Annotated in this window: 15 protein-coding genes; 5 read left to right on the forward strand and 10 right to left on the reverse strand. The window is 42.9% G+C overall.

Annotated features, from left to right (window positions below; genetic code table 11):
* Window positions 1-6: 6 nt before the first annotated feature.
* The gene (locus NCI00_RS06640; protein WP_253526195.1) at window positions 7-549 is read right to left on the reverse strand and encodes a nuclear transport factor 2 family protein; all 543 of its coding nucleotides are present in this window, start codon (window positions 547-549) and stop codon (window positions 7-9) included.
* Window positions 550-701: 152 nt separating this feature from the next.
* Window positions 702-1,586 (reverse strand): AraC family transcriptional regulator, encoded by an 885-nt coding sequence (locus NCI00_RS06645; RefSeq protein ID WP_253526197.1) that lies wholly within the window; start codon window positions 1,584-1,586, stop codon window positions 702-704.
* Between the two features lie 104 nt (window positions 1,587-1,690).
* On the opposite strand from NCI00_RS06645, the gene NCI00_RS06650 reads away from it, so the two are divergent.
* Window positions 1,691-2,047 carry a zinc finger-like domain-containing protein gene (locus NCI00_RS06650; protein ID WP_253526198.1) on the forward strand — a complete coding sequence of 119 codons (357 nt, stop codon included), beginning with the start codon at window positions 1,691-1,693 and terminating at the stop codon, window positions 2,045-2,047.
* 16 nt (window positions 2,048-2,063) lie between these two features.
* On the opposite strand, the gene NCI00_RS06655 is transcribed toward NCI00_RS06650, so the two are convergent.
* Window positions 2,064-3,092, reverse strand: coding sequence for an RluA family pseudouridine synthase (locus tag NCI00_RS06655; RefSeq protein ID WP_253526199.1), 1,029 nt, complete (start codon window positions 3,090-3,092; stop codon window positions 2,064-2,066).
* 84 nt (window positions 3,093-3,176) lie between these two features.
* Here NCI00_RS06655 and NCI00_RS06660 point away from each other — a divergent pair, with 84 nt between their 5' ends.
* Together NCI00_RS06660 and infC are read left to right on the forward strand one after the other, a co-directional pair.
* Entirely contained in the window at window positions 3,177-4,139 is a 963-nt protein-coding gene (locus NCI00_RS06660; protein WP_253526200.1) for a DUF8428 domain-containing protein, read from the forward strand.
* A 231-nt stretch (window positions 4,140-4,370) separates the two neighbouring features.
* Window positions 4,371-4,925: a translation initiation factor IF-3 gene (infC, locus tag NCI00_RS06665; RefSeq protein ID WP_166557324.1), complete on the forward strand. Its 555-nt coding sequence runs from the start codon at window positions 4,371-4,373 to the stop codon at window positions 4,923-4,925.
* Between the two features lie 163 nt (window positions 4,926-5,088).
* Here the strand turns inward: infC and NCI00_RS06670 are convergent, their stop codons facing one another.
* From NCI00_RS06670 to NCI00_RS06685, 4 genes are all read right to left on the reverse strand, one after another.
* Window positions 5,089-5,985, reverse strand: coding sequence for an EamA family transporter (locus NCI00_RS06670; RefSeq protein ID WP_253526201.1), 897 nt, complete (start codon window positions 5,983-5,985; stop codon window positions 5,089-5,091).
* Between the two features lie 9 nt (window positions 5,986-5,994).
* Window positions 5,995-7,338, reverse strand: a complete 1,344-nt coding sequence (locus NCI00_RS06675; protein WP_253526202.1) for a Gfo/Idh/MocA family protein — start codon at window positions 7,336-7,338, stop codon at window positions 5,995-5,997.
* A gap of 64 nt (window positions 7,339-7,402) precedes the next feature.
* Window positions 7,403-7,966, reverse strand: coding sequence for a DUF4126 domain-containing protein (locus tag NCI00_RS06680; protein ID WP_253526203.1), 564 nt, complete (start codon window positions 7,964-7,966; stop codon window positions 7,403-7,405).
* A 4-nt stretch (window positions 7,967-7,970) separates the two neighbouring features.
* Window positions 7,971-8,825 (reverse strand): SMP-30/gluconolactonase/LRE family protein, encoded by an 855-nt coding sequence (locus tag NCI00_RS06685; protein WP_253526204.1) that lies wholly within the window; start codon window positions 8,823-8,825, stop codon window positions 7,971-7,973.
* Window positions 8,826-8,885: 60 nt separating this feature from the next.
* Here NCI00_RS06685 and NCI00_RS06690 point away from each other — a divergent pair, with 60 nt between their 5' ends.
* A complete protein-coding gene (locus tag NCI00_RS06690; RefSeq protein ID WP_114070142.1) occupies window positions 8,886-9,506 on the forward strand; it encodes a 3-keto-disaccharide hydrolase in 621 nt (206 codons plus the stop codon).
* Between the two features lie 189 nt (window positions 9,507-9,695).
* Window positions 9,696-10,988, forward strand: a complete 1,293-nt coding sequence (locus NCI00_RS06695) for a DEAD/DEAH box helicase (RefSeq protein WP_114463532.1) — start codon at window positions 9,696-9,698, stop codon at window positions 10,986-10,988.
* 113 nt (window positions 10,989-11,101) lie between these two features.
* On the opposite strand, the gene NCI00_RS06700 is transcribed toward NCI00_RS06695, so the two are convergent.
* The 3 genes from NCI00_RS06700 to NCI00_RS06710 form a co-directional block, all read right to left on the reverse strand.
* Window positions 11,102-11,911, reverse strand: a complete 810-nt coding sequence (locus tag NCI00_RS06700; protein ID WP_253526205.1) for a hypothetical protein — start codon at window positions 11,909-11,911, stop codon at window positions 11,102-11,104.
* Window positions 11,912-11,953: 42 nt separating this feature from the next.
* Window positions 11,954-12,658 carry an SRPBCC family protein gene (locus NCI00_RS06705; RefSeq protein ID WP_253526206.1) on the reverse strand — a complete coding sequence of 235 codons (705 nt, stop codon included), beginning with the start codon at window positions 12,656-12,658 and terminating at the stop codon, window positions 11,954-11,956.
* 254 nt (window positions 12,659-12,912) lie between these two features.
* On the reverse strand, window positions 12,913-13,329 hold the full coding sequence (locus NCI00_RS06710) for a Fur family transcriptional regulator (RefSeq protein ID WP_114065746.1): 417 nt from the start codon (window positions 13,327-13,329) through the stop codon (window positions 12,913-12,915).
* Between the last annotated feature and the right edge of the window lie 43 nt (window positions 13,330-13,372).

A 13,372-nucleotide genomic window follows, 5' to 3' on the forward strand; every position in this document is an offset into this window, starting at 1 on the left:
TTTATTTTATTTCAAGTCTTCGATTGGAATGGGTTGATTTCGGTCCCATAAAGCCGTTACGTTAACAATTTTCCATTTTCCATTTTGCTTTTCCATGATGCGCGTTTCGGTGCTGTGGGTGTAGTGTGTCATCTTTTGGTCACTGTTGTACTGGTTCCAAATGAGATACGCTACATCGCTGCTAAAAAACTTTACAATCATGTCTTTGCGGACAACTTTGGGGTTGTTGCTTCCGCCAGCCCCCGGCTTGTTGTCTTCAATATATCGTCCAATTTTGTCGTCTACTGCTTCCCACCCGATTTTTGGGTCAAAATAGCCATCTTTACTCCAAACTTGGAACGCATAGTTTGCCTGAACGAAGTTCTCTTTCCAGCAGTTGTAATCACCCTTGAAAAAGCACGAAGTCTCATTTTCAATGGTCTGCATGATAGCTTTTGTTTCCTTTTCTTCATCAATCGGAGTCATGGAAGAATTGGTTTTGCTATCGACATCATTGCAGGCGGTCAAAGCACAAAAAACGATTAACAGGGCAAAAAGTGTTGTTTTCATAAATACATATTTTTTAAATGTAAAGATTATGCACTTACCCTTGTAGCCCGCCAAAGAGCCTTTTTAGTGGCGTTTGACGATGCAATGAATATCTTTTATTTTGTTAACAAATCCAAATAAAGTACAAATTATTTTTGAATTAATACCTTTTTTTATTGAGAAATTAACCGCGTCATTCGTTGTTGGAATTTTTTAGGGGATTCGCCCACGTATTTTTTGAAGAGTCGGATAAAGTAGGAATAATCATCGTAGCCAAGTTCATCTGCCACGGCAGATACAGTGAGGTCGTTGTAAATCAGCATCCGTTGCGCTTCTATCATTACCCTTTTCAAAATCAAATCTCCCGTGGTTTGATGCAGGGTTTCTTGACAGATTCGGTTTAGGTGTCGAGTGGTCATGTGCATCAAATCTGCGTATTCGTTGGGGAGCTTTTTAGTTTTATAGTGTGTATCAATCAATTTCTCTAACTGCTTCGTTCGAGCATAGTGGCTGTGTTGGTTGTTAACCTTTAAACTTTCTTCTTTATATAACCGCGCCAGTTGTATATACACCATGTCAATCAACGAAACCAGTTGGTCATATTTGTAAGCTAAGTTTCCTTGATGCTCATCAAAAATCGCCTTGAAGAGCGTTTCGAAACGCAATACCTCCTGCGCTTGGAGATAAATCACGGGGTAATTGGTTTGCAGATAAAAGAAAGGAAAATGTTCTAACTTACGAGTAAGATAGACGTCGTTATAGAAAGCCTGCGTATGAAAAAAGACGTATCCCTGCACATCTTCTGACAACTCCCAGCTGTGGACTTGGCCCGGCGTGAGTAAAAAAACGCTACCCGCCCGTACTTCGTACGTATTGAAATCAATGTTGTGCGAACCGCTGCCCGCGGTGAATAAGATGGTAATAAATGTGCTGTGTTTGTGCGGGGTGTTGACAAATCGGTGGCTTTCGAGGTGGGTTTTTAATTCATTGGCATAAAATGAATGGACCATCCCTGATTCCAAAAAGGCATTAATGCCATAAATGGGTAGTTGTTTCATGATAAAAAAAGAAATGTCTGAATAGTCCTGTTTTTAGCTACAAATATGCGTCAATAAAAGTGATGAATGGTTTTAATTTTGTATTCTAAAAAAATACAACAACCATGTCTCTCATCCATTTAATGCAAAATAAATGCCCCAAATGTCATCAGGGGCAAGTGTTTAGTACCACAAACTTGTTTAGTTTCAGACCCGCAAAGATGCAGGAGGAGTGTTCGCATTGTCGTCAAAATTTCAGCAAAGAGCCGGGCTTTTATTGGGGGGCCATGTACGTAAGTTATGGATTGGCCACGCTAGAAATGGCGCTGACCTACGTTTTTTTGATTTCAATCGGGATTGATGCTTTTGATTTCTTAAATCTTGGGGTTTGTATTGCCCTTGTGCTGGTGCTTTTTCCGTTTAATTTCCGAATGGCACGACTGATATGGCTCTATCTTTTTACCAATTTAATAGAGTCATAATAGTAGAAAAACTGCGTTATTCAGCCGCAAATTTTTCCCATTTGGCCAAAACAGCCATAAAATCTTCTGGTAATTCTGATTCAAACTGCATCCATTGTTTGGTACGGGGGTGTTCAAATCCGAGTGATTTAGCGTGCAGTGCTTGGCGCGGCATGAGTTGAAAGCAATTCTCGACAAAGGCTCGGTAGCTGCCGCTCGTAGTGCCACGCAAAACCTTGTCGCCGCCGTAGACAGAATCACTAAAAAGCGGATGTCCAATGTGCTGAAAATGCGCCCTGATTTGGTGGGTACGCCCCGTTTCGAGATTGCACTGAACCAGTGAAGTATACTTAAAAGATTTCAATACTTTGTAGTGCGTTACGGCGTGTTTTCCTTGGCTTCCATCCTCGTACACGTCCATCACTTTACGGTCGCGGGCGCTGCGGCCCACGTGTCCTACGATTGTTCCTGCGGTTTCTTTGGGTTCTCCCCACACCAACGCCTGGTAGGTACGCTCAGTGGTATGTTCGAAAAATTGACGGGCAATGTGCGCCATGGCATATTCAGTTTTAGCAATGACCAACAGCCCCGAAGTATCTTTATCGATTCGGTGAACCAGCCCAGGCCTTGCTTCGCCGTTTCTACCCGTGGGTAAATGTTGGAAATGGTACACTAACGCGTTGACCACCGTTCCAGACCAGTTGCCATAAGCGGGGTGAACGACCATTCCGGCGGGTTTGTTGAGTACCAAAACCTCATCATCTTCGTAGACAATGTTTAGCGGTATATTTTCGGCCACAATGTCGGTTTCGCGCGGGGGATGCGGCATTGACACCGTTATGATGTCAAAGGGCTTCACTTTATAACTTGATTTTACCGCTTTCTCGTTTACCCTAACCGACTCAGTTTCAATGGCATTTTGGAGCTTGGTACGCGTAACGTTTGAAAGATGATGTTTGAGGTATTGATCAATCCTCATTAAGGTTTGCCCACGGTCCACAACGATTCGGTGATGTTCATACAATTCATCTTCTTCGTCGGTTGTAAGCAATTGATTTTCCGTCATTGAAATATTTTTTTAAATTTCGCAATAATTTCCTGAGAATTGCGTTTCTTGGGCTGATAACTACTCTTAATAATTGATTAACTTATGGACTACAACCAAGGACAAAAGAAAGATCGTAAAAGCCTACTTCTAGCTGCATTGGCAATTTTGGCCCTTCTAAACGTGGTTCTTATCTATTTCTTTTACAAAGAACGGGAAAAGAACAAAGAACAAGAAACCGTAATTGCCGCCAAGACCGAAGAAGTGGTAGCTGCAAAAATGAAACTTGACTCCATTTCAGCCCAATTGGATGCAAAAATAGCTGAAATTCAGCAGTTAGGTGGCCAAGTTGATTCATTGGTATCATTGAAACAACAACTTGAAAAGGATAAAGCAGCTTTAAGAAATGCTTCAAGTGCCGCATCGGTAGATATTTCTAAATACAAACAGAAAATTGCCAACTATGAAGCTATTTTGGTCCAAAAAGACTCGGATATTGCCAAATTGAAGGAGGAACTAGGGATTGTAACGGCCCAAAACCAAGAACTTAGTTCGAAAGTTACGGGGCTCGAAGGTGAAAAAGCAACGTTGCAGAGAACCTTCGAAGATTCGGTTGGTCAGTTGAGCAACAAAAACCGTGAATTGGCGGAGAAAGTAACGATTGCATCGGCGCTAAAAGCGGAAAAGATTGCGGTAAACGCCGTTTCTTCCAAAGGAAAAGAACGCGATGGTGGAGCTTACCGAGCCAAACGTATCGACAAACTCAAAGTTGATTTTGACCTTGCGGCCAATCCTATTTCACCCAACGGCGAGCGTGAAGTTTACCTTCGCATCCTTGACCCTGAAGGTGCCGTGATGGCCGATATGGCTACTGGTTCAGGTACTTTTGTGTACTCAGGCCGTGAAACAGTTTATACTGCAAAACAAACCTTGAATTACAGCAACGAAGGCTCGCAGGGGTCTATCATCTACTCACGGGGTGGAATTCCGCTTAAAAAAGGCGAACATACCATTGAGTTGTATTGCCAAGGGTTTAGAATTGGTTCAACTACCTTCAAAGTCAAATAGAATTATTATTGGTAAATAATAGTGCTGTAAGAGTTGATGGATAATGATTAAGCCCTGTTGCTTAACTCGTTATCCATTAACTCTTAACTTTTTTAGGACTAACCCCTTAATAATCACATTTAAACGTTAATTTTGTAGATAAGTAAACTTTTTTGCGCGAAATCTTGTAGAACTTTCAACAATTCATTAGTTTTCGCATCAAACATAAAACTATCATAATTTAAGTACTGAATGGCTCAACAACAACGCAGACCTTTTCGACCCGTTAGACAAGAAGAACCGTACCGCATCAATGAACGTATCCGCGTCCCCCAAGTTCGTTTAGTTGGTGAAAATGTCCCCCAAGGTATATACGATATTCAACAAGCTATCAAGTTTGCAGAAGAGCAAAACCTTGACTTGGTGGAGATTTCGCCCAATGCAGTTCCGCCCGTTTGTAAAGTAATTGACTATTCCAAGTTCAAATACGAACAAAAGAAAAAGCAGAAAGAAATCAAGGCCAATGCCCAAAAAGTGGTCATCAAAGAGATTCGTTTCAGCCCCACAACTGACGATCACGACTATGACTTCAAATTGAAGCACGCCATTAACTTTCTGAAAGAAGGGGCTAAAGTAAAGGCTTATGTGCAGTTTTCAGGTCGTGAAATTGTGTTCAAAGACCAAGGCTACAAGCTTTTGGAACGATTTGCCAAGGCATTGGAGGAAATGGGGAAAGTCGAACTTGAACCCAAACTCGAAGGAAAACGCATGAGCATGATTTTGACTCCTAAGGCCATCAAAAAATAGTCTCTTGTGAATATAATTTTCAATTGTAGAAAGCTTTTTTGTTTTCACTTTTGAAAAGATAATAAAAAGCATTGACGACAGATTTTTCTGTCGTCAATGCTTTTCTTGTTTTTGATGTACGAATCTAATAGCCCAGATTTTAGTGTTGAAAAGTAGAAGGGTTTTACTTGAACAAGATAATCAAAACAGCCCCAACGACCATGACGGCGGCCCCAGCGAGTTTACGCCATAACTGTTTCTCTTCAAAAAACTGTACGCCAAAAAACACACTCACCAAGGCTGATACTTGAAACAACGCCAAAGCGTAACTCACCTGAATTCCTTCAAATGCATAATTGGTTGAAAGTTGCATCAACCCCGATGAAAGCCCGAGCGCCAAGAAATACCATTTGTAATTTTTTAGAATACGAAAGTGAGGTCGAAAAGACGCGTTTTTTTGGGTATAAAGGAACGCCCCGAAAGAAAACAAGAAACCGCCGATGCACCAAGAAACAAAAGCAAGGTTGGGGCTGGTGGCAACAATAATTTTTTTGAGATAAAGTGCGTCGATGGCGGAGAAAAATAAGGCCAAAAAACGGTATTGTACATCCTTCTGTTTGAATATAGCCCAACTAAAACCTTTCGTAGAAGAAGGTTGACTGATGACAAAGTAACTGCCCGCTATAATCAACAACATCCCCCCAATACCCCACGCATTGGGGATTTCACCCAATAAAAATAATCCAAATACAAGACTTACTAGGGCTTTATAGGCATTGATAGGCCCCAGTACCGACAAGTCGCCTCGATGAAGTGATTTGACTAGAAAATAGTTTCCAGCTACGCCTAAAGCATTAAAAATGAAGGAGTTGTACCAAAATGAAATGGGCAAGTTTTTGGGGAAATTAGGCAAAAGGTAAAATAGACAACCGATGCTCAAAATCCCGTAGGTGCTGGTAACCACAAAAAGGGGATGGGCTTGGCGCTGGGTTAGGTACTTTTGGAAAACGTTAGATACTGGGTTTACCAAAATCCTAACCCCAATCGCCAAGGCGGTAGTAGATATTAAAAATAAAAGCATTTGCTTTTTCTACGTCAATTTGAGGTTTTTGGGGTCCCAATTCACCACTTTTTTCTCAAAATAACTTTTGTTGCAAGCCAACACAGGAGCGGCCGCTCGGAATCCAAAAAGTGGGTCTTCAACAACCGGGGTGTTATTTAATATCCCTTCGAAAAAGTTGGCAAAATGGTTTTTGTGCGCGTCATCCTCCTTAGGTGCGTCAAAAAGTACTTCTTTGACGGGTTCTGGCGTACGCGTTTCGGCGGGGTACTTAGCGTCATAAGCGGCGAGGTATTCCTGTTGCTGTGCGTTTGAAAACGTACCAAAGCTCTCACCGTTACCGTATCCGGGAGCGGCGGCAAGTTTGCGTTTGGTTAAAGTGAGAGAGTTGCCGCCAAAGGTAATTTCACCTTCGTTGCCCACAATGCGGGTCACGTTTTTGATAGAGCCTGCGTTGGCAAAATTCACCCTCAACACCATCTGAAAGGAATCTAATTTGCCCATTGCTGGGTATTCCATGGTGGCAACCATGACGTCGGGCACGTCGCGGCCGTCTTTCCAGTAGGAAATTTGACCTGACGAAAAAATACGATTAGGCCCCAACGAGCCCGTTACGAAGTGAACGCCCGTAATGAGGTGGATAAACAAATCGCCTGCTACGCCCGTACCGTAGTCGCGGTAGTTGCGCCAGCGGAAAAAGCGTACGGGGTCAAAAGCCCGTTTGGGGGCATCTCCCAAAAATGTCTCCCAATCAATCGTTTTGAGAGAGGCATCGGATGGGATGGAGTATTGCCACGCCCCAATGGGGTTGAAACGGTCGTTTGTTGATTCAATAAAATTAATCATACCGATGTCGCCTGCTTCAACGAGTCGTTTGGCTTCTTTAAAAGCCGCCCCGCTGATGCGTTGACTGCCTACTTGCATCACTTTGCCAGCTGCTTTGGCCGCGGCAATGACCGCCGCTCCCTCTTCGATGTGTTGCACCATTGGTTTTTCACAATAAACGTGCTTGCCCTTTTTGAGGGCCGCAATCGAAATACGGTCATGCCAGTGGTCGGGCGTAACGATGAGTACCGCATCAACGTCTTTGCGTTCGAGTACTTCGCGATAATCTCGGGTCGTAACTACATGATTCCCAAATACTTCTTTGGCGTGGGTTAGGCGGCCATCGTATAAGTCGGCCACGGCTACCAATTCACACATTCCAGTGCGTAGTGCGGCGTTGGTATCTGAAAATCCCTGAATTCCCATCCCGATAGTGGCAATACGGATTTTATTGTCGTTCAGGCTTTTGATGATATTAAAATGAGGAACAGCGGTTGAGGCAGTAACAGCACCTAATTGTTTGACGAAGGTGCGGCGGTCAGTTTTCATACTTCAATGGGTCTAAAGGTGAATCGAGGGTTGGTAAAATAAATAGCTAGTAACTAAAAGGCAATCATGTGGTTACCTTACTTTTTCGACGAGTGATTTTCCGTAAAAGCCATCCTATAAATAGAACAACTAACACAAACGCAATGAGGGGAAACCAAAACGAAAAAAAAGTGAACAAAACGGATAGAATATTCTCAAACGTAGCTACGACAGGATTGGCCATTCCGCCGCTAAACTTTGTGGAAGCCAGCCGAACCATGCTCGTGCCAGCCTGAATAAATCCAGCCGTACCACCGCCCATGATGAGCCCAAGTCCCCAGTGCAAAACGGGGTTGTCAATCTCCACAAACGAAGTAGTCAACAGCGTACCTGCGGCAAAAGCGGCGGGTGTAGCAATGGTATCAAGTAGGTTGTCGACCCAAGGAATGTAATATCCCCCAATTTCGAGTACAGTGGCGGTGGCTAAAATCCCGATGGCGGTCCACGTACCCATCCATTCAAAGCCCGTGGTGACATTGGCCAAATCAAAGTGAACCGCCAAACTACTCAGCAGAAGTGGTACAAACACCCGAAATCCCGAACAGGCGGCTAAACCAACGCCCAAACAAAGGCTGAGGAAGATTTCCATACTTTTACTTTATGGTATACGCCGTCACGGTATTCTTGTAAAAATTGGGAATAAGAACCGTTTTTGTTTGTGGAATATAGCCGAAGTCAGCGGTGTTGACCTGAGGGCTTTTGCTGTCGATAAGTTTCCAGACTTTACCATCTGGTTTTACATAATAAACCTCCCCGTGCCAGCACGAAATCAAGTAATCGTCGCCGAAGCGAAGGATGCCGTCGGCGGTTTTGTTGGTCATGGCCCAAGATGTGTATTTTTTTGTGGCATAATCCATTTTCCAGAGGTTTCCTGAGCCCGCCGAAGCCACAATGAGCTGTTCTTTTTCGGCAAAAACCCCGTTGGGCCCCTGCAAATTGGGGTCGTCCAAAAATAGTTCCATTTTGCCGTCGGCGTAGCGGTAGAGTTTATGGCCGCGCGAATCACTGACAAACACTTCGCCTTTCGGGCTTATGCTTACGTCGTTGAGCATGATTGAATTTACGGCGGCGTGTCGATTAAGAATTTTGCCCGTTTTTAAATCAATTTCTACCAAGTCTTTCAAGTCGGCCACAAACAGTGAATTTTTGATAATCCCCATACCCTTTGGGTCGTTGAGTCCGGTAGCCCATTGCAGGGTTTTGATTTTGCCATCGGTGCTCAAAACCGAAATAAAACCGTCACCGTCAGGGTTTTCAACGTTGACTTTATTCATGTTGGCGACAAAAAGTCGTTTTCCTTGTGGATCATATTGTACAGATTCTGGCGTTCGCAATAACGTATCAGATTTCCATAGTTGATTCAAACTGACGGGGGCTCTGTCTTGAGAAAAAGCGGGAGTGAAGAGGCAATAACTGAGAAGGCTAAGAATAAAAATGTAAGTTTTCACGGTAAATAACGTTTAGTGGTGACTTAATTTATGAAATTAAACACTTTATTTTTAAAAGCAATGAAGTTATCTAAACTACGCGTCTATCTATTGTTAACGGTTCCATGCTGTTTGCTCGCTTTTTCAACCTTGGCTCAAAAGAAGGAAAAGCTTTTCAATGGTAAGGATTTGACAGGCTGGAAAATTTACGGAACCGAAAAATGGTTCGTTGAAAAGGGAGAATTGGTGTGCGAAAGCGGCCCCGACAAAGGCTACGGTTATTTGGCGACCGAAAAAACTTACAAAAACTTTGAGTTGAGTGTGGATTTCAAACAGGGAGCCAACGGTAACAGCGGTGTATTCATCCGTTCGAATATCCCCGATGGTAGCACCAAAATTAGCGGATGGCAGGTAGAAGTGGCGCCGCCAAACCACGATACGGGCGGTATTTATGAATCCTATGGCCGGGGCTGGATTATTCAAATCCCTGATGAAAAAGAAGGATTTTTGAAATTCGGCGAGTGGAATACCCTCAAAATTCGCGCCGAAGGAGCGCGGGTACAAACCTGGCTCAACGGACACGAGATGGTCGATCTGACAGATGAGAAATTGGGGGCTGGAAATGGCTCAATCGCGCTCCAAATCCACGACGGTGGTGGAATAAAAGTAAACTGGAAAAACTTGGTAATTAAGCCGTTATAGTATTTTAGGGGGCGGGATATTTTTATCTCATCCCAAAATGCGTTATCTTTGAACGCAATTCGCAGAAAGACCTTCCATCTCCGGGTAACTTTGCCTGTAAGATATGGAAGGTTTTTTTTATAAAACAGTACCTAATGCTGATCTGCTTCGTCCTAACTTTTGATTTGGCAGGTCGTTTATCACATTCTTATGACATTTGATTCATTAAATTTAATAGAGCCGATTCTGAGGTCAATAAAAACAGAAGGCTACACTACCCCCACACCCATACAAGAACAAGCCATTCCGATCGTACTTGAAGGAAAAGACCTGTTGGGATGCGCCCAAACAGGAACTGGCAAGACGGCGGCTTTTGCCATTCCCATTCTTCAGTTGTTGGTGCAGCGCCAAACACACGCTACGCGCCGCGAAAAGCGCACCATTAAGGCCCTTATTTTGACCCCAACCCGTGAGTTAGCCATCCAAATCGGTGAAAGTTTTGCGGCCTATGGCCGTCATACGGGATTAAAGCATACCGTGATTTTTGGTGGGGTAAAACAATTACGTCAAACGGATTCTCTGCAAAATGGCGTAGATATTTTAATTGCCACCCCGGGTCGTTTGATTGACCTGATGGCGCAACGTTTTGTAAGTTTAAAGCACCTAGAAATCTTCGTATTGGATGAAGCCGACCGGATGCTTGATATGGGTTTTGTCCACGATGTTCGGAGAATCATCGCCGTGATTCCTCCCCAACGTCAATCTTTGTTCTTTTCGGCAACGATGCCCCCCGAAATCGTAAAGCTCGCCGATACCATTTTGGTTAAACCCGAAAAAGTAGAAGTGACACCCGTTTCTTCGACCGTTGATATCATTCAACAATCGGTGTTTTTTGTAGATAAAGACAATAAAAACGCGTTGTTGCTCCATATTTTGGAGGATAAATCCATTGAAACAGCCTTGGTCTTTACGCGTACAAAGCACGGCGCCGACAAAGTTGTGAAAGTGCTATTACGTCATGAGATTAAGGCAGAAGCCATTCACGGCAATAAATCGCAGAACGCTCGTCAAAATGCTTTGAATAACTTCAAGGAAAAGACAACCCGAGTGTTGGTGGCAACCGATATTGCGGCTCGCGGAATAGACGTTGATGAATTGGCGTATGTGATTAATTTTGAGATTCCCGAGATTCCCGAAACTTACGTGCACCGGATTGGACGTACGGGGAGGGCAGGAGCCAAAGGCACGGCCTATTCGTTTTGTGACAATGAAGAAAGAGGTTCGTTGAAAGATATTCAGAAACTGATTGCCAAGGTGATTCCGGTGGTGGAAGAGCATCCTTTTCCATTAAGTCAAAAGCCTGGTAACGAAGCACCCAAGCCGCACAATGTTGCCCGAGGTAATCGTCCGAGTCGACCGAATTCGCATTCACAAAATCAGTCGAAGCCTTCTGGCGCAACGGCTGACCGGGATAAGAAGCCTTGGTTTAAGAGAAGTCGATAAAAAGCTACCCCTCTACTTTTCTGGAGAAGAGGATATATTTTTTATATTGTTAAATAACACAAAACCGCCTCTTACTGAGGCGGTTTTGTGTTATTTAACAATGCAGCAATACCTTATTGGCCCTTCACAACACTATTGAAGTAGTTTTTTAAGGAGTTTAGTTGAGAATAACCTCCCGTTAAAACTTTTTGAGCCGACACTTCTATCTCTTTCCAAGCCAGTGTGGTTTCAGGTTTAATGCCAAAAACATTTTGATACAAATAATTCACCTGAACGGGTAAAATTCGATTGGGCAAGCCACTGCCAAACTCTCCGACATAGCCAATGACCGACGAAAGAGGAATTTTCCAGTTGATATTTTTAGCCGATAATTTTTGGAATTGGTCTGAGTTGTTAAGTAATAGCGGAGGTATTAGTTCCGCCGAATGACTTAACATCCGCATTAAACCGCCCAACATTAATACAACTTTAGATAGCAAAACGGCACTGGGTAAACCTAAAAATTGGATGAGATAGAGGGCGCTGATATAAGTGGCAATACCCATTAAAATAAAAAAAACGCCAAATTTTTTATCCCCAATAAACACAGATTGTACCAGCATGATGAGCAGTACTATCAATGAAACACTCCAATGCCAACTCTCAAAAATAACAAACCACAAAACGGCATCAATAATAACCGTAGAATGGGTGATGCGGGTTACCCAAGTGGTATGCAAAAGAGCGTATCCAATGGATTGGTAATCTAAATCAACATTTGTTTGGGGCTTAAATACATTGTGCAGGGGCAAAAAAACACCCATAATTCTATCGGGCAGAATGTTACATAAAACATACAGGACTGCCATCCCAATAAGTGTTATCAACCATATTTGGTCAATCACCGCTTCAAAATCAAACAAACGGTTAATTAGTGATATCATAGAAAAGGTTTAGGTTGTTTAGGGTTTGCTTAGAATAGACGGCTAAGTTGCCATGAATAAGTGTTTCATTTTAAGGGCAGTATTTTTTGAATCAGGCAATTTTTCATGGGCTTCAGTGCCCCCTTTATTAAAAAAATGGATGATACTTTCAAATTGGTGGGTGAGGTATTGGGGCATGATTTTATTCATGATAAATGAAGGGAAATTTCCTCCTTGGTTTTCTCGGTCAATGAGCACCAATTGACTTGAACCGTCGGTGTTTGCTTCAAAAAGATGCCCTCCCCACCAGTCTATTCTCTCAAAACCACTTGGAACGGGCATACTTTTCCAAACGATTGATTTAAAGCTAGTTTGTGTCGTTTTGTCGTCTATTTTTCTCGACCATTGAATATATAAAAGGTCTCTCTTTGAAATAAACGGGATGTTTGGATTGAATTGTTGATAAATGATTTGGGTATTGTCGTCGATTTCTTCCACTACAAAGCCGCCCGTATATTCGGCAGTCCAATACTGGTGATAATCTATCATTTTGTTGACAAATACATCAAATACGACTTTATGATTGGCGGCTACTTTGGGGATTCTCCACCTAAATAAGTCATTTTTATCATCGGCAAATGGGCGTTGCCAAATAGTAATGTCATTCTTTTTACCTCTTTCTTTCCAGCCTTCATCGGTTGACATTAGCTTAAGGTCCTGATCCAACCATTTTTCATTGTTTAATTGCCAATCTCGGAAAGTTATCATTGTCTTAACGTAAGTAAGAGGATGAGGTGAAAGAACGTAACAAACATCAGTAATCGTGCTAGGTTTTTGACTGAAAGACACGACATTAAAGACCATAACATTCCGATGGTTAAGATTGTTTGCCCCTTAGACGAAAACATATCGCTGAGCACCTAAGAATTTGAGCTTCGGCCAATGGCACGACGAAACGCGCAGGTTGAAAAACGCTTGTATTACAAAAGGTTCAATCTGTCAAGATGCAGAATATTGCATTTCTATGCACTGCAAATGGGGCAAACTCCCTGAATCAGCAGATTTACTTCTTTGGTTGCAAATCCCTGCGGAAGTTTTACGGATGGAATATGCACTTGGTCTAAGCAGGTTGTTTTTCCACAAAGTTCACACTTAAAATGGACGTGGTCGTGGTGGTGGTCGTGGTCATGACATACTTCTTTGCAAAGCGCGTAGCGGAGGCCATCTTCGTCCAATACCTTGTGAATGATGCCTTTATCAACAAACGTTTTTAGGGTACGATATATCGTCACGCGGTCGTAGCGGTCCTGCAAGCCGTTTTCCAAATCTCCGTGCGAAAGTGCTGAATCGCGGTTGTGCAGTATATCTAAAATGTCTTCACGGCAGCCCGTATGGCGCAATTCGTGTAAACGTAATGTATCTTTGGCGAATGTATTCATAGGATGGAATCCCTTAACCAGTGATTGGTGGCTGTAATGGGAT

The sequence above is a fragment of the Runella salmonicolor genome (assembly GCF_024158025.1).
GTDB classification, from domain to species: Bacteria; Bacteroidota; Bacteroidia; order Cytophagales; family Spirosomataceae; genus Runella; species Runella salmonicolor.

Bases quoted from the DNA above. Each gene is read 5' to 3' on its own strand.
- NCI00_RS06640 (WP_253526195.1), bottom strand. From the start codon at position 549: ATGAAAACAACACTTTTTGCCCTGTTAATCGTTTTTTGTGCTTTGACC.
- NCI00_RS06645 (WP_253526197.1), bottom strand. From the start codon at position 1,586: ATGAAACAACTACCCATTTATGGCATTAATGCCTTTTTGGAATCAGGG.
- NCI00_RS06650 (WP_253526198.1), top strand. From the start codon at position 1,691: ATGTCTCTCATCCATTTAATGCAAAATAAATGCCCCAAATGTCATCAG.
- NCI00_RS06655 (WP_253526199.1), bottom strand. From the start codon at position 3,092: ATGACGGAAAATCAATTGCTTACAACCGACGAAGAAGATGAATTGTAT.
- NCI00_RS06660 (WP_253526200.1), top strand. From the start codon at position 3,177: ATGGACTACAACCAAGGACAAAAGAAAGATCGTAAAAGCCTACTTCTA.
- infC (WP_166557324.1), top strand. From the start codon at position 4,371: ATGGCTCAACAACAACGCAGACCTTTTCGACCCGTTAGACAAGAAGAA.
- NCI00_RS06670 (WP_253526201.1), bottom strand. From the start codon at position 5,985: ATGCTTTTATTTTTAATATCTACTACCGCCTTGGCGATTGGGGTTAGG.
- NCI00_RS06675 (WP_253526202.1), bottom strand. From the start codon at position 7,338: ATGAAAACTGACCGCCGCACCTTCGTCAAACAATTAGGTGCTGTTACT.
- NCI00_RS06680 (WP_253526203.1), bottom strand. From the start codon at position 7,966: ATGGAAATCTTCCTCAGCCTTTGTTTGGGCGTTGGTTTAGCCGCCTGT.
- NCI00_RS06690 (WP_114070142.1), top strand. From the start codon at position 8,886: ATGAAGTTATCTAAACTACGCGTCTATCTATTGTTAACGGTTCCATGC.
- NCI00_RS06695 (WP_114463532.1), top strand. From the start codon at position 9,696: ATGACATTTGATTCATTAAATTTAATAGAGCCGATTCTGAGGTCAATA.
- NCI00_RS06700 (WP_253526205.1), bottom strand. From the start codon at position 11,911: ATGATATCACTAATTAACCGTTTGTTTGATTTTGAAGCGGTGATTGAC.
- NCI00_RS06705 (WP_253526206.1), bottom strand. From the start codon at position 12,658: ATGATAACTTTCCGAGATTGGCAATTAAACAATGAAAAATGGTTGGAT.
- NCI00_RS06710 (WP_114065746.1), bottom strand. From the start codon at position 13,329: ATGAATACATTCGCCAAAGATACATTACGTTTACACGAATTGCGCCAT.